We start from the raw sequence: 17,728 nt of genomic DNA, 5'->3' as shown, positions 1-17,728 counted from the left end.
ATGACCTAGAGCGGGCTCTAGCTCAAGCGCTAACCTCCGGTCATGGCGTACGGCATCGGCGAGGTCGCCGCCCGCACCGGGCTCAGCGTGCACGCTTTGCGGTTCTACGAGCGGGAAGGGCTGTTCGTCGGGCCGATCGTGCGCGACCCGGGCGGCCGGCGGGTTTTCTCGGACGACGACATCGGCTGGGTCGAGCTGTGCGCCCGACTGCGCGAATCGGGGATGCCCCTCGAGGCGATCCGCAAGTACGCGGACCTGGTGCGCGAAGGCGCCGGCAACGAGCCCGAGCGCCTGGCCCTGCTCCGCGCGCACCAGGAACGTATCGAGTCCCAGATGGCGGCGCTGTCGGTCGGCCTGAGCATGATCAGCTACAAGGTCCGCGTATACGAGAAGCGCCTGGCCGAGGGCACCGCAGCCGACCTGTGGTCCGGAAGCAGGGAGCCTTCGGGCGATTGACCCCGAAAACGCCTGATCCGGCGGTACGTTGACCGCATGGCCGAAGGCTCCGACCGCCCCTCGAAGTCGAAAGCCGCGGTGCCGACGCCCGCCGAGGTCCGTCGCGCGTACCGGGAGGAGCTCGAACCGCAGGACCGCTCTGTCCTGTGGTCGTGGTTGGGTTTCTCGGTGACGTTCGGCGCTGTCCGCGCGATCACCTACAGCATCCGTCAGGGCGGCACCCGCTTCCACAACCTCAGCGTCGGTGGTGTCCATTTCCACCACTACATGTGGGGAATCGGCATGGTCAGCGCCGTAGGCGCCCTGGCGGTAGCCGGCTGCGAACGCAAACGCCGCCACCCATTGACCGGCGTCGTCTATGGGTCGGGGTTGGCATTGATCGTCGACGAGTTCGCCCTCCTGTTGGATTTGAAGGACGTCTACTGGGCGAAACAGGGCCGCCTCTCGGTCGATCTGGGGGTGGGGATGGTCGCCCTGGGTGGAACCGCCCTGAGCAGCCGCGCCATCCTGTCGCGCCTGGCCCGCGACCGCGGCCTGACCCGCCGACGTCCCTCAACCGGTTAAGACCGCCGCCTGAGTCTCTTCAGCTGTAGTGGTCAGGCCGCAAGCGCCGCGCGTTGGCGTGCCGTCTCCGAGCATTAACCGGTTGAGGCCCGCTCAAGCGTGGGTCACGCTGATTTGGTGCGGGTGACATTCGAGCGGCTGGAAGACCATACCTGGGGCTCGATCCTGATCGAGCGCGACGACGGCGTCGTCTACCGGATGAACGCTGGGCCCATCACCGCCGAGGTCCCGCACGACCTGGTCCACTTCACGGTCGAAGACGCCATGCGCATCGCCGATGGGATCTGGGGCGCGATCGCCGGCGGGGTCGTGTTCAAGAGCATGACCCACCAGTCCGGCCGACGCCCGCCGCACGCGGCGGAACGGTCGGCGATGCTCATCCGCGAGTACCGGGATCGCATCCAGCGGGCCGAGCTCATCGGCGGCTTCGTCGAGGCCGCCGCGGCCGAGCCGACCACCAACCTGAACAAGCTGACGGCGCAGTGGTTCGCGACCCGCCCAGAGGACGCCCCGCCCCTTGAAGCAACGCGCGCCGCGGTCGCGGCTCTCCATCTCGCGGAGAAACGCTGGCGTGCCGTCCCGATCGGCGGGGCGCTGTCCCTCGACTGGCCAGCCCACCGAAGCGTCCGACCGCGCCGGGTCGGCAAGCGCTAAGGCGCCGCGCGGGCCTTGGTTGGCCACTGCAGCGTCCGAGCGCGTCGCGAAGTGCTGCAGCGTTTCGCGCAGGCCAGCGATTGGCCGGCTCACCGAAGCGTCCGAGCGCGCCGCGTCGCCAAGTGCTGGGCGCCGCGCGTGCCTCGGTTGGCCACTGCAGCGTCCGAGCGCGCCGCGTCGCGAAATGCTGAAGCGCTTCGCGCAGGCCGGCGATTGGCCGGCGCGCCGCAGGATCCGACCGCGCCTTCCTTCCGAAGTGATGGCGCCGCGCTTGGGTCGCCGCCTGGCCGGCGCATCGCAGCGCCCGAGCGTGCCGCGTTGCCAAGCGGTGGGGCGTCGCGCGTTGGCCCGCGATTGGCCGGCGCATCGCGCGTCTGAGCGCGTCGCGTCGCGAAGTGGTGAGGTAACTCGCGCGGACCGGCGATTGGCCGGTGCGCCGCAGGATCCGACCGCGCCCTCCTTCCGAAGTGATGGCGCCGCGTTTGGGTCGGCGCCTGGCCGCCGCATCGCAGCGCGCGAGCGTGCCGCGTTGCCAAGCGTTGGGGCGTCGCGCGTTGGCTTGCGATTGGCGGGCACATCGCATTGTCCGAGGGCGCCGTTTCGCGAAGCGGTGGGATGCCGCGTCGGCTCTCGACTGGAGGGTACTGGCAACGTGAGACTGCGCCGCGCGTTGTCGAGCGCTCGATCCGTCCGCCATGGCGGCGCTTGGTCTAGCTCAATCACAAATCCCTCAGAAGCCTCGGGATTCGCTAAAGAGGGCGTACCGGTCTGGTGGAGCTAGGCTCCAGAGAGCGGCTAACGGGGGCGCGCCGCGGCGCGTCTGGGATTGGAGGCGCGGGGGACATGGTGTCGGCCACTACTGCAGGGACGATCGACGTCGGCGGGGATCTGACGGTTAACCGGTTCGGGTTTGGAGCTATGCGGATCACCGGGCCGGGGATCTGGGGCCCGCCTGCGAACAGGGATGATGCCATCGCCGTGTTGCGGCGGGCCGTTGAGGAAGACATCAACTTCATTGACACGGCGGACTCGTACGGGCCCAACGTCAGTGAAGAGCTGATTGCTGAAGCGCTTTACCCGTACCCGGACAACCTGGTTATCGCCACCAAGGCCGGCATGTACCGCACCGGTCCAGACGATGGCGAGCCGGACGGGTTCTGGCCCAAGGACGGGCGGCCCGAGCACATCGTCGAGGCGTGCGAGGCCTCCATGCGGCGGTTGCGGCTCGAGCAGATCCCGCTGTTCCAGTTCCACAAACCCGATCCGAAGGTCCCGTTCGAGGAAAGCATGCGCGGCGTCGTGCAGCTCAAGGAGCAGGGCAAGGTGCAGCACGTCGGACTGTCCAATGTGAGCGAGGAGCAGATCCGCGTCGCCCAGCAGATGGTGCCGATCGTGTCGATCCAGAACCGCTACAACGTCGACGACCGGTCGTCCGAGACCATCGTGGACCTGTGCGAGCAGGAGCAGATGGTGTTCATCCCTTGGGCGCCGATCCAGGGCACGGACAACCCGACGATCCAAGAGATCGCCGACCGCCATTCGGCCTCGCCGCGCCAGGTCGCGCTGGCCTGGCTGCTTGCCCGATCGCCGGCAATGCTCCCGATCGCCGGCACCAGCGACCCGGCCCACCTGGACGACAACTTGGCCGCAGTCGACCTCAACCTGACGTCGGCTGAAGTCGCCGTCCTGACCCGGCTCGGCGGCTGAGGGCCGCTATCGAGTTTTGCGCCCACTCGCGCGCGCCGATCGCATGTCGTTGACCACGGCGCGTGCGTGCTGACCGATTTTCGGTGCTCCGCGCGGGCAGCGCGGCCTGGGCCGGGTACGCCGGGCTTGACCGCGGTGCGTGTGGTCTGGGCCGGGTGGCCCGGCTGACCGAGGTGCGTGCGGTCTGGGCTGGGTCGCCCGGCTTAACTATCGCGGAACGGCAGCTGGCCCAAATTCAGCTGCATCCGCTCGAGTGGTCGGGCGTCACACTCTGCCTTCCAGCGATCGCAGATCGGCCTCTACCAACTCGCGGTCGTCGTCGTCCGGGATGTCCGTCAGGCAGGAGCGCGCCTGTTGTAGGAAGCCCGCCGCGGCTGGGTCGTTGGACAGGGATGCGGCGCGGGCCAGGGCTTCGTAGGCGTACGCCAGGTCGAAGCCGCCGATTCCGTTCTCTTCGCACAGGTGCAGGCAGCGTCGGGCGTGGTGGTTGGCCGGTTCAGCTCGCCCGAGCACGGCATAGACGCGGGAGCACTGCCATTCACCGCGGACCAGGTTGACCGGTTCACCGGCCTGGCCCCAGTGGTGTCGGCTGGCGTGGGCCATGTGCAGCATCGTGTCGTCGTCAGTCTGGGTGCGGTCGGCACGCTCCAGGAGGTCCCAGACGCGGTTGAAGAGGTTCGCGGCGAGAGCGCGTTCGTCGTCGGAATCCAGGATCATTTGGACACCTTATGCGCGGAGCTAGAGTCCAGAACACGAAGAGGCATCGGATTGGAGTGTCTGGACCATGCCCAACGCCAGCTCCGCGGGGACGATCGACGTCGGTGGGGATCTCACCGTCAACCGGTTCGGGTTCGGCGCCATGCGCGTCACCGGGCCGGGCATCTGGGGGCCGCCGGCCGACAAGAAACAAGCCATCGCGGTGCTGCGCCGCGTGGTCGACGCGGGCATCAACTTCATCGACACGGCGGACTCGTACGGGCCGAACGTGAGCGAGGAGCTGATTGCTGAAGCGCTTCACCCGTACCCGGATGATCTGGTCATCGCTACCAAGGGTGGCCTGCTCCGACCCGAGCCGTTTGTGCCCTGGCCGGCCGACGGGCGCCCCGAGCACCTGCGCGAGGTGTGCGAGGGCTCGCTGCGCCGGCTCAAGCTCGACCAGATCCCGCTCTACCAGTTCCACCGGCCCGATCCGAACGTGCCATTGGAAGACTCGATCGCTGAACTGGTCAAGCTCAAGGACGAGGGCAAGATCCGGCATATCGGTCTGTCGAACGTCAGCGAGGAGCAGATCCGCGCCGCGCAGCGGTTGACACCGATCGTCTCGATCCAGAACCGCTACAACGTCGATGACCGGTTCTCGGAGAGCATCGTCGACCTGTGCGAGCAGGAGTCGATGGTGTTCCTGCCCTGGGCGCCCATCCAGGACCTCGACAAGAACCCGACGGTCCACGAGATCGCCGAGCGGCATTCCGCGTCGGCACGTCAGGTCGTGCTCGCCTGGCTCCTCGGCCGGTCGCCGGCGATGCTGCCGATTCCGGGTACGGGCGACCTCGGCCACCTCGACGAGAACCTGGCCGCCCTCGACCTGAAGTTGTCGCAGGCCGAGATCGCCAGCCTCACCCGAGTCTGACCCGCCACGATCCGGGGGTGTTCCCGTAATCGGCGGGCACACCCCCGGAGCGGATCAGGTTTCGATGATCTCCACCGCCACCCTGGCGACCGAGCCGACGTCGAGACCCTCCGCCCGCCGGACCGCGCGCTTCAACGGCAACACGTAACACCCACTCGCGCTGTCAGGAAAGACCGACGTCCGCCAACCGCTGCCACCGATCGACACGCGGACCCGCACGGAGCCGAACCCACGGCGGACGCCCGCGGTGCGGTCGCGGATCTCGGCGGACGCCTCGGCCGGCACCGTCACGAACACCCAGCTGTCGTCACGCCGGGCGTCCCACTCCCACAGCTCCGCGTCGAAAGCGAACCGCACCTCAGGACTCCGCACGGCGTTCGCGGGCCCGGCGCTTGCCCTCGTGCATCGCCACCACGCGGGCGATCGGAATCGTGTGGCCCTCTTCGACGAGACTCGGATCCAGCCGTTGCGGCGCAGGCATCAACGAGGCCCACGGATCCGAAGAACCCAGCGCCGCCGCGGCCGTGTGAACCGTGTAATCACCAGGCGTCGCCGACTCCAACGCGTCCCACGGCAAGGGGAACGAGACGGGCACGCCAGGCCGCAACCGCGGCGAGTACGCCGACACCACCGTCGCCCCACCTGCCCGCGTCGAGTCCAGGAAGACCTTGCCCTCGCGCTGTTCGACGATGAACGCGGTGGTCGCCAGCGCCGGGTCGAGGCGCTCGGCCCGCGCCGCGATCGCCCGTGTCGCCGCCGCCACGTCGTCGTGGGCCTGACCAGACGCCAAGGGTACGAACACGTGCGCGCCCTTGGCCCCGCTGGTCTTGGCGGCACCGGCCATCCCGCACGCCGTCAGCACCTCGCGCACCAGCAACGCCGCCTGGGCCGCCAGCCGGAACGGGCCGCCCTCGGGCGGGTCGAGGTCGAGGATCAGGTGGGTCGGATGTGCCCAGTCCTGGCTCACCGAAAGGCCCGGGTGGTATTCGACCGCCCGCTGGTTGGCGAACCAGATCAGCGTGCGGCGGTCGTTGCAGAGCGCGTAGCTGACCATCCGCCGCGACCGGTCGGCCCACACATCGGCCCGGGCAACCCATTCCGGCGTGTACTTGGGCAGGTTCTTCTGCATGAACGGCGGCTGGCCGGGCCGCACGCGCATCACCGACAGCGGTCGGTCGCGCAGCGCGGGCACCATCCGCTCGTGCACCGCGTCGAGGTAGTCCACGAGGTCGCGTTTGGTGGCGCCGACGCCGTCGAACAGCTCCTGGTCGAGGTTGGTCAGCGGCACCCCGTCGCGCTCTTCACCAGCCATGCGCCCTATGTTTTCACGATCGCCCGCCAGCTTGAACGGTTCAGTCCGGCGGCGGTGAGTGCAGCAGCCAGCGCAGGACGAGCCCGGCGGCGTACGCGAGGCCGAAGGTGAAGAGTTGCCACACGGCATCGTGACCCCGCCAGCTCAGCACACCCATGTCGCCGGCGATGAAACCGACGAACAGGAAGTACGCGATCACCGCGAGGCCCAAGCTGTAGCGCCAGTCCGGGATGACCGCCGCGCCCGCGATGGTCGCGATCGCGAGGCCGGCCAGGCCGAGAGGCACGGGCGCCGAAGCCAGCATGATTGTGAGTACGACGGCCGCGACAGAGCCGATTCCCAGCTCGATGCCGGGGGTCACCCTGGGGGTCGCCGGGTGCCGAGTTGTTGCCATGCGCCCAGCTCAGCGCGGGCGTAAGCGCAGATCCACGATCTTGACATCCTCGCTACGGCGCCCCGGCGGCTTTTGACGCGCTCCTGATCTGTGCCCGGCTTCACAGAATAAAACTTTTCGTGTTGTGCAAGATCCACGCGTACCATCAGGTGGTGAGCTCCGCACCCGCCCTCGGCCGACGCGACCGGAAGAAGCTGGCCACCCGCGCCGCGCTGGCTGCCGCCGCCCTCCGGTTGGTGGCCGAGCACGGGCTCGAAAACGTCACGGTCGAGCAGATCAGCGAGGCGTGCGACGTCTCGTCGCGGACCTTCTTCAACTACTTCGCCAGCAAGGACGAGGCAGTTCTCGCCGACGAGGCCGAGATCGGCCGCACCCTGGACCTGTTCCGGTCACTTCCGCCGCACATCGGGCTCTTCGAGGCCCTGCGGCTCGCGTTCGTCCCGGTGATCCATCAGATGGAGGACCACCGCGAGGCGCTCGGCCTGCGGATGCGGGTGGTCGCGGAGAACCCGACGCTCCTGCCCCGGCTGCTGGCCACGAGCGTCGAGTCGGAGCAGGCGGTCGCCATGGCCGTCGCCGACCGGCTCGGCCTGCCCCACGACCACGCCTTCCCGTCCGTCGCGGCCGCCGTCACCGGCGCCGCGTTCCGGGTCGCCTTCATGCGCTGGGCGAGCGACGATCCCGGCGCCCACCCCACCACCCTCGCCAAGCTCGTCGACGAGGCGTTCGACATGGTCGCCAGCGGCCTGGCCGAGCCACCACCACATCCCTCCACTAAGGACACTTGATGACCGACGTCACCACCTCGTCCGAACCGATCCCGGCCGAGCCGCCCAGCGCAGACGGCACACCCGCGCGGATGTCCCGCCGCGAGGTGCTGCAAGCCTTGTCCGGACTGATGGTCGGGCTGTTCGTGTCGATCCTCGCGTCGACCATCGTCGGCAACGCGCTGCCGCGCATCATCGCCGACCTCGACGGCAGCCAGTCCGTCTACACCTGGATCGTCACCACCGAGCTGCTCGCGATGACCGCCACCGTGCCGCTGTGGGGCAAGATGGCCGACCTCTACAGCCGCAAGCTCCTGATCCAGTTGTCGCTGCTGCTGTTCGTCGCCGGATCGCTGATCGCCGGCTTCACGCCCAACGTCGAGGTGCTGATCGTCAGCCGCGTCGTGCAGGGCATCGGCGCGGGCGGCATGACCGCGCTGGCGATGATCGTGATGGCGGCGATGATCCCGCCGCGTGAGCTTGGCCGCTACTCCGGCATCTTCGGCGCTGTCTTCGGCGTCGGCACGATCGCCGGGCCGCTGATCGGCGGCGTGCTGGTCGACACGAGCTGGCTGGGCTGGCGCTGGTGCTTCCTGTTGGGCGTGCCGTTCACCCTGCTGTCCATCTTCCTGCTGCAGAAGACACTGCACCTTCCCGTCGTACGCCGGGAAGTGAAGATTGACTGGCTCGGTGCTCTGCTGATCACCGCGGGTGTGTCCACTTTGCTCATCTGGTCGACGCTGGCCGGCAGCAAGTTCGAGTGGGCCTCGTGGCAGACCGCCGCGCTCGTGGTCGGCGGCCTGGTGATCCTGGCGCTGGCGGTGTTCGTCGAGTCGCGGGCCGCGGAGCCCATCATCCCGCTCACCATCTTCCGCAACCGCACCGTCTCACTCACCACTGTGGCCTCTGTCCTCGTAGGCGTGGCCATGTTCGGTGGGACGGTCTTCCTGGCGCAGTACTTCCAGGTTTCCCTTGGCAAGTCGCCGACGGTCGCCGGTCTGATGAGCCTGCCGCTGATCTTCGGCCTGCTGGTCTCGTCGACCGTCGCCGGTCAGCTCATCACCAAGACCGGCAGGTGGAAGGGCTACCTCGTTGGTGGCGCGCTGACTATGACGGTCGGCATGCTGCTGCTCGGCACAATCGGCGCGGACACGAGCGTCGTGCTCATCTCGGTCTACATGGCCGTGCTCGGCGTCGGCGTCGGCATGCTCATGCAGAACCTGGTGCTGGCCGCGCAGAACGACGTGCCGGCCAACGAGCTCGGCGCGGCCACGTCGGTGCTGACGTTCTTCCGCAGCATGGGCGGCGCGATCGGGGTGAGCGCCCTGGGCGCGGTGCTGGCCAACAAGGTGACCAGCGGGCTGACCGAGAAGCTGGGCGTCGCCGCGGGTGGCGGCTCGGGCACCGCGGAGGTCCCGGATCTGGCGGACGTTCCTGAACCGGTTCGCCAGATCATCGCCGACGTGTACGGGTCGGCCACCGCGGAACTGTTCCTGATCGGCGCGCCGATCGCGTTCCTCGCCGTGATCGCGGTGATCTTCATCAAGGAGAAGCCGCTGTCCACATTGAGCGGTGACGAGCGGCTGGCGCAGGAGACGGCTGCTATCCACTGAGTTCGCTGCGGAAAGGCCCTTGTCGCGGCGCGACAGGGGCCTTTCGCATATTCTTGCCTGAGGGAAACTTTCTCTCTCTTGGGGGCGCCGGATGCTGTTGACGGTGGTGGCCGACTACGGGGTGGGTGATCTTGCCTTCGCCGAGGTACGGCAACGCTTCGCGAGCCTCCTCCCCGAGGCGGACGTGTTCGCGATCCCGGTGCCGCCGTTCGACACGGTCAGCGCCGGCTTCTGCGTGGCGCAGCTGGCGTTCGGCGCGGGCCCGGCGGACCGGATCCTCTACGCCAACGTGGCGCCGCGGGCAGACGAGGACGCGCCGCGCGAGTCCAACGCAGGCGAGCGCCTCCTGGCCGCCCGGCTGCCGTCCGGCGTGCTGATCGTCGGCGTGGCCGCCGGCGCGAGCCTGTCGTTCGTGGCCGACGAACGCGTGGTCTTCCGCGCGGTCGACGTGCCGGCCGAGGGGTCACAGTTCCGGTCGCGCGACCTGTTCCCCGACGCGGTGGCGCGGTTGGTGCGCGGTGACGATTCGCTGCTCAGGGAAGTGGTCGCGGTCGGGGCCGCGCCACAGCGCAGCGTTGCCTATGTGGATGGCTACGGCAACATCAAGACCAGCTGGTACGAGGCGCCCGCCCCACCCGGCAGCCGGGTCCGGGTCCGCATCGGCTCCGCGGAGGCCGAGGCGGTGGTGGCGGACGGCGTGTTCACCGTGCCGGCGGGGGAGTTGTCGTTCGCGCCCGGCAGCTCCGGTTGGCCACGTGGGGGTGGGGGCGGTGACCGCACCAGCTACGAACTCTTCGCCCGCGGCGGCAGTGCGGCCGAGATCTTCGGAAACCCCGCGGCCGGAACTGCCGTCGAGGTGAGGGCGGCCGGATAGCTTCGCGCGGTCCGTGTGGCAGAGGCCGTGTCCGGGTCCGCCGTCGTGGTGTGGGCGGCCGGATAGCTCCGCGTGGTGCGCGTGGCGAAGCCGTGTTCGGGACCGCCGTCGAGGTAGGGGCGGCCGGATAGCTTCGCGCGGTGCGTGTGGCGGAGTCCTGTCCGGGTTCGCCGTCGAGGTGTGTGCGGCCGGATGGCTCGCGCTTGACCGGTTCAGTGCGGGCCGGCCAGCCCGTGCAGCAGCAGGTCGGTGAGGGCGTCGACGACGGCGTCTGGGTCGGTGGGTGGTTGCGCGTAGTTCAGGGTGCCCAGGAGCGCGGCCATGGCGGCGGCGATCAGTTCCGGATCGCCGGGGAGGCGATGGCCGCGCTCCCGTAGGTGCTCCAGGTGCTCGCGCAGCGTGGTGGACCGGTTCACCAGGTCCAGCCAGGCCCGGCCGGAGGCCGGGTCCTCCGCGACCATCGACTGGAACAGCGCCACCGTCACCGGCCGGTGTTCGGTCATCACCGTCCAGGCGATGGCCAGATGCTCACGGAGTTGGGCCCGGTCCGTCAGGTCGTGGTCGCGGGGATGGTCTCGGTCGACCCGCTGGTCGGCGGCGCTGTCCAGGTCGGCCAGCAGCGCCTGCAGCAGCTCCTCCTTGCTGGCGAAATGCTCGTAGAACGAACCGGTTGCCCGACCGGCCGCCGCGGTGATGTCGGTGATCTTCGTGTTGAGGTAGCCGCGCTCCGCGAACAGCGTGCGCGCCGCGTCGAGCAGCGCCGCGCGCGTCTGCGCAGCCCGCTCCTTCCGCGCCCCACCCGCCATGGCGGCCAGACTACGGCGTCAGCACCCACCGGGCCGCGTCGGCGACGACGTAGCCGTTCGTGTTCTCCGTGCGAACCAGGAGGCTGCCACCGGTGCCCGCGGCGAACGAGTAGGCGCCCACCGGCACCCATTGCCCGCCGCTGCCACGCTGGTCGACCGTCCGGGTGGTCAGGCCGCCGGCGTGGACGATGTCGATCGGCACGTTGCTGGCCCGGTTCGGGTCCGCCGTCCACCGCAGGTAGACCGTGTAGGTGCCGGCCGACGGCAGCGTGGGCCGGAAGCGTAACCGGTTAACCCCCTTGGCCGTGTTGCCGTCGTGCTCGTAGTCGCGGCCCCAGTAGCCGCCGATCGACGTGCTCGACACCCACGTGCCTGCCCGGGTCACCGAAGCGTCGTGGCTGTCGACGATCACCTCGCCCGCGGCGGGCGGCGGCGGCCACTGCAGCAGCTGACCGTCGGCGAGCAAGCGGGCACGCAGGTTCGCGTACGCCACCTGTTGCACCGACGAAGAAGCACTCAGGGCCAGGATCGCCGCGGTCGCCGCCGATTGGCCGAGGATCATGAAGACCGGTTCCATCCGGATCGAGCCGTACGCGATGTGGCTGGCCGCCAGGCACACCGGCACGAGGAGGTTCGCGCACTGTGACTCGACCGGCACGATCGAGCGGTAGCTGATGCCGTAGGGGCCCGGCACCCCGATCTGGACGTCGCCCTCGTTCTTAACCACGCCGTTGACGACGACGCGCTGGCAGTTGTGGGAGTCCATTGTGTAACTCGCCAGCCCGACCGGATCCGGCACCGCCTCCTGGCCGCGGCAGTTGCGCTCGGTCATCACGTGCGCCGACACCATTCGCCGGGCCTCGCGGACGTAGAGCTGCGGCGGCCAGCCACCCGTGGTGGTGAACTCGTCGGCCGCCAGACCCCAGGCCGCCGTCGCGGTGCGGATCGAGGCGGGCAGCCGGGGATCGTTGGCCAGGAACCACATCAGGCCCTGCTGGTACGCACGGTGCTCGGCGGCGATGCTGTCGCGCGCGGCGTACGACGCGGTCGGGTAAGCGTAGTTGGCCCCGATGAAGTCGGTCGAGAACGCGCCGTTGTTGTTGGAGTCGGTCTTCCCGTTGCCGACGCCGTGCGTGGTGAAGAACGGTCCGTTCCAGCCGGCCTGCACGTAGCGCAGCAGAAGCTCGTAGCGAATCGGGTCGTAGCCCGCGGGTTTCGGGAACGGGATGCGGGACGCCGCCTGGGTCAGGCACATGCGGTAGTTGTATGCCTGGATCAGGTTGTCCCCGGTGCCGGCCGGCGCGACCGGCGTCGCCGAAATGCCCGGGAGCAGGCCGGACGACGGGTTCCCGGCCACCGCGTACGGCGAGACCGCGAAGTTGAACTGGTGTCCACTTCGGAGCTGGACGCCGTTGATGGTCTCGCCGTAGGTGGCGTTGCTCTCCCGGCCGACGGTCCAGGCGACGCCGGCGCGGTGCATCAGGTCGCCCTCGTAGGACGCGTCGACGAACATCGCGCCCCGGTATGCCTGCCCGTTGTCGCCGGCGACCTCGACCAACCGGTTGCCGGACTTGGTGACCGAGGCCAGCCGCACGCCGAGGTAAACCGGTACACCGGCCTCGGCCAGCATCTCGTCGAACACCGTGCGGGCGACGTGCGGCTCGAAGGTGAACCGGGCCGGCGAGGTCGGCGTGACGGGCGTACCCGCGTATTTCCCGTGGATCCGTCGATAGAACTCGCCCGCGATGCCCTTGATGGACGCGGCAGTGCCGCTGTCGGTCTGGCCCAGCCCGCCGGTGGTCAGCCCGCCCAGGTGGGTCGACGGCTCCAGGACGAGGGCGGTGCGGCCCATGCGGCGGGCCTGGATCGCGGCCACCAACCCGCCCGAGGTGGCACCGTAGACGACGAGGTCGGCGGACACCACCGCCGCGGCGAGCGCGGCCGGAGCAAAACCGGTTAAGCCACTGACGGCGATGGCTGCGCCGCCAACGCGCAGCAGGGTACGACGAGAAACGGACGGCACGAGGCTCTCCTCCCGATCGGGGTGGGAGCGCGCCGCCGCTCCTGGTTAATCGATGACTCTAACGCCGTGCAGGCGCCTTCTCCACTACGACGGTCGTCGATTTGATGACGGCCGTCGCGACGGAACCGACGCGCAGGTCGAGCTCGTCGACCGCTTCGCGGCTCATCAGCGAGACGATCCGGAACGGGCCGGCCTGGATGTCGACCTGGGCCATCACCGCGTCCTTGACCACGGCGGTGACGATGCCGCGGAGCCGGTTGCGGGCCGAGGTGTCGCCGCCTTCGGCCTGCTCGTGCTGGGCCCGCGCGAAGGCGGCGAGGTCGGTTCCGTCGATCAGCCGATGCCCGTGCTCGTCGCGGCCCGCGGGCAGCTTGCCGGCGTCGATCCACCGGCGCACCGTGTCGGGGCTGACGCCGAGCAACTCGGCCGCCTCGCTGATTCGAAACCGCACCACCCCGTCACCTTAGGGCTTATCCGGTTCATCATGGCGGCGCTCCGCCGGGACCGGACGTCGTCCCGCCCCGGCGAAGAACCGCCCTGACCGGTTAAGCTCCCAAGGGCGGCCCCGATTCGCTCAGCTCGCCACCGTCGAGCCGCAACCAGCGTGTGATGCCCAGGCCGCGCAGGAACGGCAGGTCGTGGCTGGCCACCACCAGAGCGCCCTGGTACGCGGCCAGCGCCTCACCCAGCTGTCGTACGCTGGCCAGGTCGAGGTTGTTGGTCGGCTCGTCCAGCAGCAGCAACTGCGGCGCGGGCTCGGCCAGCATCAGCGCCGCCAGCGTGGCCCGGAACCGCTCGCCGCCCGACAACGTGCCGACCGGCCGCTCGGCCCGCGCGCCGCGGAACAGGAACCGGGCCAGCCGCGCCCGGATCGCGTTCTCACCTGCCGCCGGCGCGAGCCGATGCACATTGGCCACGATCGACAGTTCGTCATCGAGTACGTCGAGTCGTTGCGGCAACAGCCGCACCGGCACCGCGACGTCGACCTCACCGGATGACACCGGCAGCCGGCCGGCGAGCGCCGCGAGGAGGGTGGTCTTGCCAGAGCCGTTGACACCGAGCAGCGCGATCCGCTCAGGTCCGTAGACGTCGAAGCTGATGCTCGACGCCCGCGGGAACCGCGCGTCTCGCACCGCCACCGAAGGTGCGCCCCGGGTCGCCCACGAAGGGGCCGACGTGCGGAGCACGGCTTCGCGGACCGTGAGGACCCGCCGGGCCGGCGGCACGGCGGTTGCCGGCAGGTCGACGCGGATCGTCGCGTCGTCGCGGACCGCCTCCTCGGCCGAGGCCAGCCGCTCCTGTGCGTCCGCGAGCCGTTCCTCGTGCAGGCCGCGGTGCTTTCCCGCCGACACCTGCGCCTGCCGCCGGCGCTGGGCCATGATGGCCTTCGGCTCGCGTTTGGTGTCCCACATCTTCTGGCCGTAGCGGATCCGGCGGGCGAGCTTGACGTGTGCGTCGTCGAGCTCGCGCCGTTGGCGGCGCAGGTCGCCCTCGGCCGCCCGGACCGCCCGTTGCGCGGCCTCCTGCTCGACCGCGAGCGCGGCTTCGTACTCGCTGAACGTGCCGCCGAACAGCCGCATCGTGCCGTCGCGGAGTTCGGCTATCTGGTCGACGAGTTCGAGCAGCTCGCGGTCGTGGGTGACGAGCAGGAGGACGCCGGTCCAGGCGGTGACCATCGCATAGAGCCGCTCCCGCGCGGCGCGGTCGAGGTTGTTGGTGGGTTCGTCGAGCACGAGTACGCGCGGCCGGCGCAGCAGTTGCCCGGCCAGCCCGAGCAGAACCGCTTCACCACCGGAGAGCGCGCCGACCGGACGGTCGAGGTCGATGTGGCCGAGGCCGAGCCGGTCGAGCGTCTCCCGGGCGCGGTCGTCGACGTCCCAGTCGTCGCCGATCGTCGCCCAGAGGCTCGGGTCGGTGTCGCCGCGTTCGACGGCGGCCAAGGCGCGCCGGGTCGCCGCGACGCCGAGCACGTCGTCGACCGGGCGGGTGGCGTCGAGCGTCAGGTCCTGGGGCAGGTAGCCGAGCGGGCCCTCGACGCGTACGGTGCCGCGGGTCGGGCTGATCGTGCCGGTGACCAGGCGTAACAGGGTGGATTTGCCGGAGCCGTTGGCGCCGATCAGCGCGGTGCGGCCCGGGTTGACGACCAGGTCGAGTCCGTCGAACACGGGCTCGCCGTCCGGCCAGGCGAAGGTGAGGTCGGAGAGCAGGATGGCAGAAGACATAGCGGTCCTCCAGGGTTGTCGGAAAGCGTCGACAACCTCAGATCCGCATCGGCCTGCCCCTCTCAGCGCGTGGGTGATCGAGGGTACCGCGACTCAACCGGTCAACCCAACGGTTTATCCAGTGGGTCCGATGTAGACGGCGCGGAGGCGGAGCGGGGTACGCCGCTCGTACTCCTCCATCGCGTGCGCCAGCCAGCCGGCGATGCGCGCGATCGCGAAGATCGCCTCCCCGGCGCCGGTGGGCAGCCCGGCCGCCCGGGTCAGGGTGGCGAGCGCGAAGTCGATGTTGGGTTCCGGCAGGCGGCGGCGGCGGGCCGCGTCGAGCAGCGCGTCGGCCTTGGCGAGCACAGGGTGGTCCGGTGCGAGGGCGCTGATCCGGTTCAGCAGCGCGCCGGCACGGCCGTCGCCGGACTTGTAGACGGCATGGCCGAAGCCGGGAATCCGCTCGCCCCGGCGCAGCCGCAAGCCGATGGCCGCGTCGGCGTCCGCCGGGTCCGCGATCGCGTCGAGGAGCGCCTCGGCGCCGAGCGAGGCGCCGCCGTGCAGTGCGCCGCTCACGGTCGCGAGCCCGGTCGCGACCACCGCGTAAGGATCCGCACGCACCGAGGCCGCCACCCGCGCCGCCAACGTCGACGCCGCGAGCTCATGGTCAGCCAACAGCACCAATGCGGCCCGCACACCGTCGATGAACCGGTTCTCCGCCCCCAACCGCCATCCCAGCCGGGCCGCGATGCTGCCATCCGCCGGCCCGTCGCCCAGCGGCCCAGGTCCGCCGGTCCCGCTGCCGACCGCAAGGCGAAGGTTGCTCCCGCGAGCGCTGCTCTCGTTGTGAGCGCCGCTCTCATCCCCCAGCCGCGGTGGCAGGCAGTCGACGATGCCGGCGACCAGGGTGTGGCCGACGGCGACGACCGCGGACGGGTCGAGGTTTCCGCGTAGCGGGTCCGTGGCCGCCAGCGCCGGCACGATCGCTTGGATGCGGTCGAGGAGGAGGACGTTCGGCGGCAGTGCGGCGCTCGCCGCCCGCCCGGCCCGCAACGCCGCCTCACTCGCCCGCCACGCCTGCGGACCGGCCGCGAAGTCCCCGGTCCACAACCCCTCGGCCACCGCTTCGAAGGACGCCGACGCGGCCAGCTCCAGCGCATCGCGCCCGCGGTAGAACGGGCGGTCGGGGCCGAGCGCCGTGATGCCTGACTCGATCACCACCTCGGAGGCGTTCGGTGCACGTCGAGGCCGGCCCCGGCGGGCGAGCCGCTCCACCTCCGCCGGGTCGAACAGGCTCTGGCCCTCGGGGGAGCGGCGTCGGGCGAGCACACCGCGGCTCACATAGGCATAGAGCGTGGCTGGCTTCACACCTAGCCGCTCCGCCGCCTCGGACGCGGTCAACCACCCGCTGAGCTGCTCCATCGTGCCTCCGTACAACTTCGCATGTTGATTTTAGTCAACGTTGACCGCACGCAACCTTCAGTGTCAACCTGAGGTTATGCCACGCATCCATTTCCTCGACGTCACCAACCGGGACGGCGTGCAGACGGCTCGGACCGGGCTGTCCAAGTTCGGCAAGACGATGGTCAACTTCTACCTGGGCAAGCTCGGCGTCGCGCAGTCCGAGATCGGCTTCCCGTTCCTCTTCCACGAGGTGCCCTATGTGCGGGCGCAGGTGGCGCTGGCCGAGGCCGGCGCGTTCGGGGACCTGCGGCTCTCCGGCTGGACCAGGGCGGTGGCCGGCGACGTGGAGAAGGCCGCGCCGCTGGGGCTCCGGCACTACAACTTGTCGATCTCGACCAGCGACCAGATGCTGCGCAACAAGTTCAAGGGCAGGTTCGACCGCGCGGCGGTGATCGCGGAGATGGTCGGTGCCGTGCGGGCGGCCAAGCAGGCGGGCGTCGCCACCGTCGGCGTCAACGCCGAGGACGGGTCGCGGACCGACTTCGCGTTCCTCACCGAGTTCGCGCTGGCGGCCAAGGAGGCTGGGGCGGACCGGGTGCGCTACTGCGACACGATCGGCGGCGACACCCCGGGCCGGATCGGGGAGCGCTTCGCCAAGCTGGCCAGCACCGTCGGCATGCCGGTCGAGACCCACTGCCACAACGACCTCGGCATGGCGGTGGCCAACTCCGTGGCCGGCGCGCTCGGCGACCTCGAGGCCGGCCAGGACGCCTGGATCAACACCTGTGTCAACGGGATCGGCGAGCGTTCCGGCAACGCCGACCTGGTCTCGACGATCCTCGCGCTGCGCAACGGCTTCGGCGTCGAGGACCGGGTGGAGATCGGTGACCCGCTCGACCTCACGTGGGCGCGGCGCTTCGCGTTCTGGGCGGCGTACGCCTTCGGTCAGCCCTTGCCCATCAACCAGCCCGGCGTCGGGCGCAACGCCTTCGCGCACGAGTCCGGCATCCACGCCGACGGGGCGCTCAAAGACCATCGCAACTACGAGTTGTACGACGAGGAGGTGCTCGGCCCCTTCCCGACCGACTGGCACGCGCAGACGGGTCGGGTCGTGCTGACGGGGGAGTACGGCGGCATGGCCGGCTTCCGGCACGTCATCGACGGGCTGGGCATCGAGGTCGCGGAGCCGGAGTTGACCTTCAAGCTGGTGCAGCTGTGCAACGCCGCCACGGGCCGGCCGCTCACCGACGACGAACTCCGCCTCATCGCCGCGTACCCGCATCAACTGGCCCTGCTCTACCCCGGCCTCCTCGCGTAACG

Annotated in this window: 18 protein-coding genes; 9 read left to right on the top strand and 9 right to left on the bottom strand. The window is 70.0% G+C overall.

Annotation, left to right across the window (positions count from 1 at the left end; translation table 11 throughout):
* Window positions 1-42: 42 nt before the first annotated feature.
* The 4 genes from O7635_RS05760 to O7635_RS05745 all read left to right on the top strand — a co-directional run bounded on the left by O7635_RS05760 (window position 43) and on the right by O7635_RS05745 (window position 3,381).
* The gene (locus tag O7635_RS05760) at window positions 43-456 is read left to right on the top strand and encodes a MerR family transcriptional regulator (protein ID WP_278079368.1); all 414 of its coding nucleotides are present in this window, start codon (window positions 43-45) and stop codon (window positions 454-456) included.
* A gap of 36 nt (window positions 457-492) precedes the next feature.
* Window positions 493-1,020 (top strand): hypothetical protein, encoded by a 528-nt coding sequence (locus tag O7635_RS05755; protein WP_278079367.1) that lies wholly within the window; start codon window positions 493-495, stop codon window positions 1,018-1,020.
* 117 nt (window positions 1,021-1,137) lie between these two features.
* Entirely contained in the window at window positions 1,138-1,674 is a 537-nt protein-coding gene (locus O7635_RS05750; RefSeq protein ID WP_278079366.1) for a hypothetical protein, read from the top strand.
* Window positions 1,675-2,592: 918 nt separating this feature from the next.
* The gene (locus O7635_RS05745) at window positions 2,593-3,381 is read left to right on the top strand and encodes an aldo/keto reductase (protein ID WP_278079365.1); all 789 of its coding nucleotides are present in this window, start codon (window positions 2,593-2,595) and stop codon (window positions 3,379-3,381) included.
* A 264-nt stretch (window positions 3,382-3,645) separates the two neighbouring features.
* On the opposite strand, the gene O7635_RS05740 is transcribed toward O7635_RS05745, so the two are convergent.
* Window positions 3,646-4,098 carry a hypothetical protein gene (locus tag O7635_RS05740; RefSeq protein WP_278079364.1) on the bottom strand — a complete coding sequence of 151 codons (453 nt, stop codon included), beginning with the start codon at window positions 4,096-4,098 and terminating at the stop codon, window positions 3,646-3,648.
* Window positions 4,099-4,165: 67 nt separating this feature from the next.
* Between O7635_RS05740 and O7635_RS05735 the strand changes: the two genes are divergently transcribed.
* Window positions 4,166-5,011 carry an aldo/keto reductase gene (locus O7635_RS05735; protein WP_278079363.1) on the top strand — a complete coding sequence of 282 codons (846 nt, stop codon included), beginning with the start codon at window positions 4,166-4,168 and terminating at the stop codon, window positions 5,009-5,011.
* A 54-nt stretch (window positions 5,012-5,065) separates the two neighbouring features.
* On the opposite strand, the gene O7635_RS05730 is transcribed toward O7635_RS05735, so the two are convergent.
* Genes O7635_RS05730 through O7635_RS05720 form a run of 3 tightly spaced genes read right to left on the bottom strand, consistent with a single transcriptional unit; the run spans window position 5,066 to window position 6,717 of the window.
* Window positions 5,066-5,368 (bottom strand): DUF1905 domain-containing protein, encoded by a 303-nt coding sequence (locus tag O7635_RS05730; RefSeq protein WP_278079362.1) that lies wholly within the window; start codon window positions 5,366-5,368, stop codon window positions 5,066-5,068.
* 1 nt (window position 5,369) lies between these two features.
* The gene (locus O7635_RS05725) at window positions 5,370-6,332 is read right to left on the bottom strand and encodes an ATP-dependent DNA ligase (RefSeq protein WP_278085377.1); all 963 of its coding nucleotides are present in this window, start codon (window positions 6,330-6,332) and stop codon (window positions 5,370-5,372) included.
* A 31-nt stretch (window positions 6,333-6,363) separates the two neighbouring features.
* Window positions 6,364-6,717, bottom strand: coding sequence for a hypothetical protein (locus tag O7635_RS05720; RefSeq protein WP_278079361.1), 354 nt, complete (start codon window positions 6,715-6,717; stop codon window positions 6,364-6,366).
* Between the two features lie 152 nt (window positions 6,718-6,869).
* On the opposite strand from O7635_RS05720, the gene O7635_RS05715 reads away from it, so the two are divergent.
* The 3 genes from O7635_RS05715 to O7635_RS05705 all read left to right on the top strand — a co-directional run bounded on the left by O7635_RS05715 (window position 6,870) and on the right by O7635_RS05705 (window position 9,971).
* Window positions 6,870-7,505, top strand: coding sequence for a TetR family transcriptional regulator (locus O7635_RS05715; protein WP_278079360.1), 636 nt, complete (start codon window positions 6,870-6,872; stop codon window positions 7,503-7,505).
* Window positions 7,505-9,097 (top strand): MDR family MFS transporter, encoded by a 1,593-nt coding sequence (locus O7635_RS05710; protein ID WP_278079359.1) that lies wholly within the window; start codon window positions 7,505-7,507, stop codon window positions 9,095-9,097. Before O7635_RS05715 ends, O7635_RS05710 begins: the two co-directional genes overlap by 1 nt.
* Window positions 9,098-9,188: 91 nt before the next feature.
* Window positions 9,189-9,971, top strand: a complete 783-nt coding sequence (locus O7635_RS05705) for an SAM-dependent chlorinase/fluorinase (protein ID WP_278079358.1) — start codon at window positions 9,189-9,191, stop codon at window positions 9,969-9,971.
* A gap of 212 nt (window positions 9,972-10,183) precedes the next feature.
* On the opposite strand, the gene O7635_RS05700 is transcribed toward O7635_RS05705, so the two are convergent.
* The 5 genes from O7635_RS05700 to O7635_RS05680 all read right to left on the bottom strand — a co-directional run bounded on the left by O7635_RS05700 (window position 10,184) and on the right by O7635_RS05680 (window position 16,426).
* Window positions 10,184-10,777 (bottom strand): TetR/AcrR family transcriptional regulator, encoded by a 594-nt coding sequence (locus O7635_RS05700; protein ID WP_278079357.1) that lies wholly within the window; start codon window positions 10,775-10,777, stop codon window positions 10,184-10,186.
* A 10-nt stretch (window positions 10,778-10,787) separates the two neighbouring features.
* On the bottom strand, window positions 10,788-12,800 hold the full coding sequence (locus O7635_RS05695; protein WP_278079356.1) for an FAD-dependent oxidoreductase: 2,013 nt from the start codon (window positions 12,798-12,800) through the stop codon (window positions 10,788-10,790).
* Window positions 12,801-12,858: 58 nt separating this feature from the next.
* The gene (locus O7635_RS05690) at window positions 12,859-13,254 is read right to left on the bottom strand and encodes a helix-turn-helix domain-containing protein (RefSeq protein ID WP_278079355.1); all 396 of its coding nucleotides are present in this window, start codon (window positions 13,252-13,254) and stop codon (window positions 12,859-12,861) included.
* 91 nt (window positions 13,255-13,345) lie between these two features.
* Window positions 13,346-15,022, bottom strand: a complete 1,677-nt coding sequence (locus O7635_RS05685) for an ABC-F family ATP-binding cassette domain-containing protein (protein ID WP_278079354.1) — start codon at window positions 15,020-15,022, stop codon at window positions 13,346-13,348.
* Window positions 15,023-15,136: 114 nt separating this feature from the next.
* On the bottom strand, window positions 15,137-16,426 hold the full coding sequence (locus tag O7635_RS05680) for a citrate/2-methylcitrate synthase (protein ID WP_278079353.1): 1,290 nt from the start codon (window positions 16,424-16,426) through the stop codon (window positions 15,137-15,139).
* A gap of 76 nt (window positions 16,427-16,502) precedes the next feature.
* On the opposite strand from O7635_RS05680, the gene O7635_RS05675 reads away from it, so the two are divergent.
* A complete protein-coding gene (locus O7635_RS05675; RefSeq protein ID WP_278079352.1) occupies window positions 16,503-17,726 on the top strand; it encodes a hypothetical protein in 1,224 nt (407 codons plus the stop codon).
* Window positions 17,727-17,728: the final 2 nt, after the last annotated feature.

It is taken from the genome of Asanoa sp. WMMD1127 (assembly GCF_029626225.1).
Classification (GTDB): domain Bacteria; phylum Actinomycetota; class Actinomycetes; order Mycobacteriales; family Micromonosporaceae; genus Asanoa.
Note: the sequence above shows the minus strand (reverse complement) of the source record. Positions and strands in the feature narration are given on the sequence as shown.

What these genes read in the sequence shown, in the direction of transcription:
- O7635_RS05760 (WP_278079368.1), top strand. Translation starts at nt 43, where the DNA reads ATGGCGTACGGCATCGGCGAGGTCGCCGCCCGCACCGGGCTCAGCGTG.
- O7635_RS05755 (WP_278079367.1), top strand. Translation starts at nt 493, where the DNA reads ATGGCCGAAGGCTCCGACCGCCCCTCGAAGTCGAAAGCCGCGGTGCCG.
- O7635_RS05745 (WP_278079365.1), top strand. Translation starts at nt 2,593, where the DNA reads ATGCGGATCACCGGGCCGGGGATCTGGGGCCCGCCTGCGAACAGGGAT.
- O7635_RS05740 (WP_278079364.1), bottom strand. Translation starts at nt 4,098, where the DNA reads ATGATCCTGGATTCCGACGACGAACGCGCTCTCGCCGCGAACCTCTTC.
- O7635_RS05735 (WP_278079363.1), top strand. Translation starts at nt 4,166, where the DNA reads ATGCCCAACGCCAGCTCCGCGGGGACGATCGACGTCGGTGGGGATCTC.
- O7635_RS05720 (WP_278079361.1), bottom strand. Translation starts at nt 6,717, where the DNA reads ATGGCAACAACTCGGCACCCGGCGACCCCCAGGGTGACCCCCGGCATC.
- O7635_RS05710 (WP_278079359.1), top strand. Translation starts at nt 7,505, where the DNA reads ATGACCGACGTCACCACCTCGTCCGAACCGATCCCGGCCGAGCCGCCC.
- O7635_RS05705 (WP_278079358.1), top strand. Translation starts at nt 9,189, where the DNA reads ATGCTGTTGACGGTGGTGGCCGACTACGGGGTGGGTGATCTTGCCTTC.
- O7635_RS05700 (WP_278079357.1), bottom strand. Translation starts at nt 10,777, where the DNA reads ATGGCGGGTGGGGCGCGGAAGGAGCGGGCTGCGCAGACGCGCGCGGCG.
- O7635_RS05685 (WP_278079354.1), bottom strand. Translation starts at nt 15,022, where the DNA reads ATGTCTTCTGCCATCCTGCTCTCCGACCTCACCTTCGCCTGGCCGGAC.
- O7635_RS05680 (WP_278079353.1), bottom strand. Translation starts at nt 16,426, where the DNA reads ATGGAGCAGCTCAGCGGGTGGTTGACCGCGTCCGAGGCGGCGGAGCGG.
- O7635_RS05675 (WP_278079352.1), top strand. Translation starts at nt 16,503, where the DNA reads ATGCCACGCATCCATTTCCTCGACGTCACCAACCGGGACGGCGTGCAG.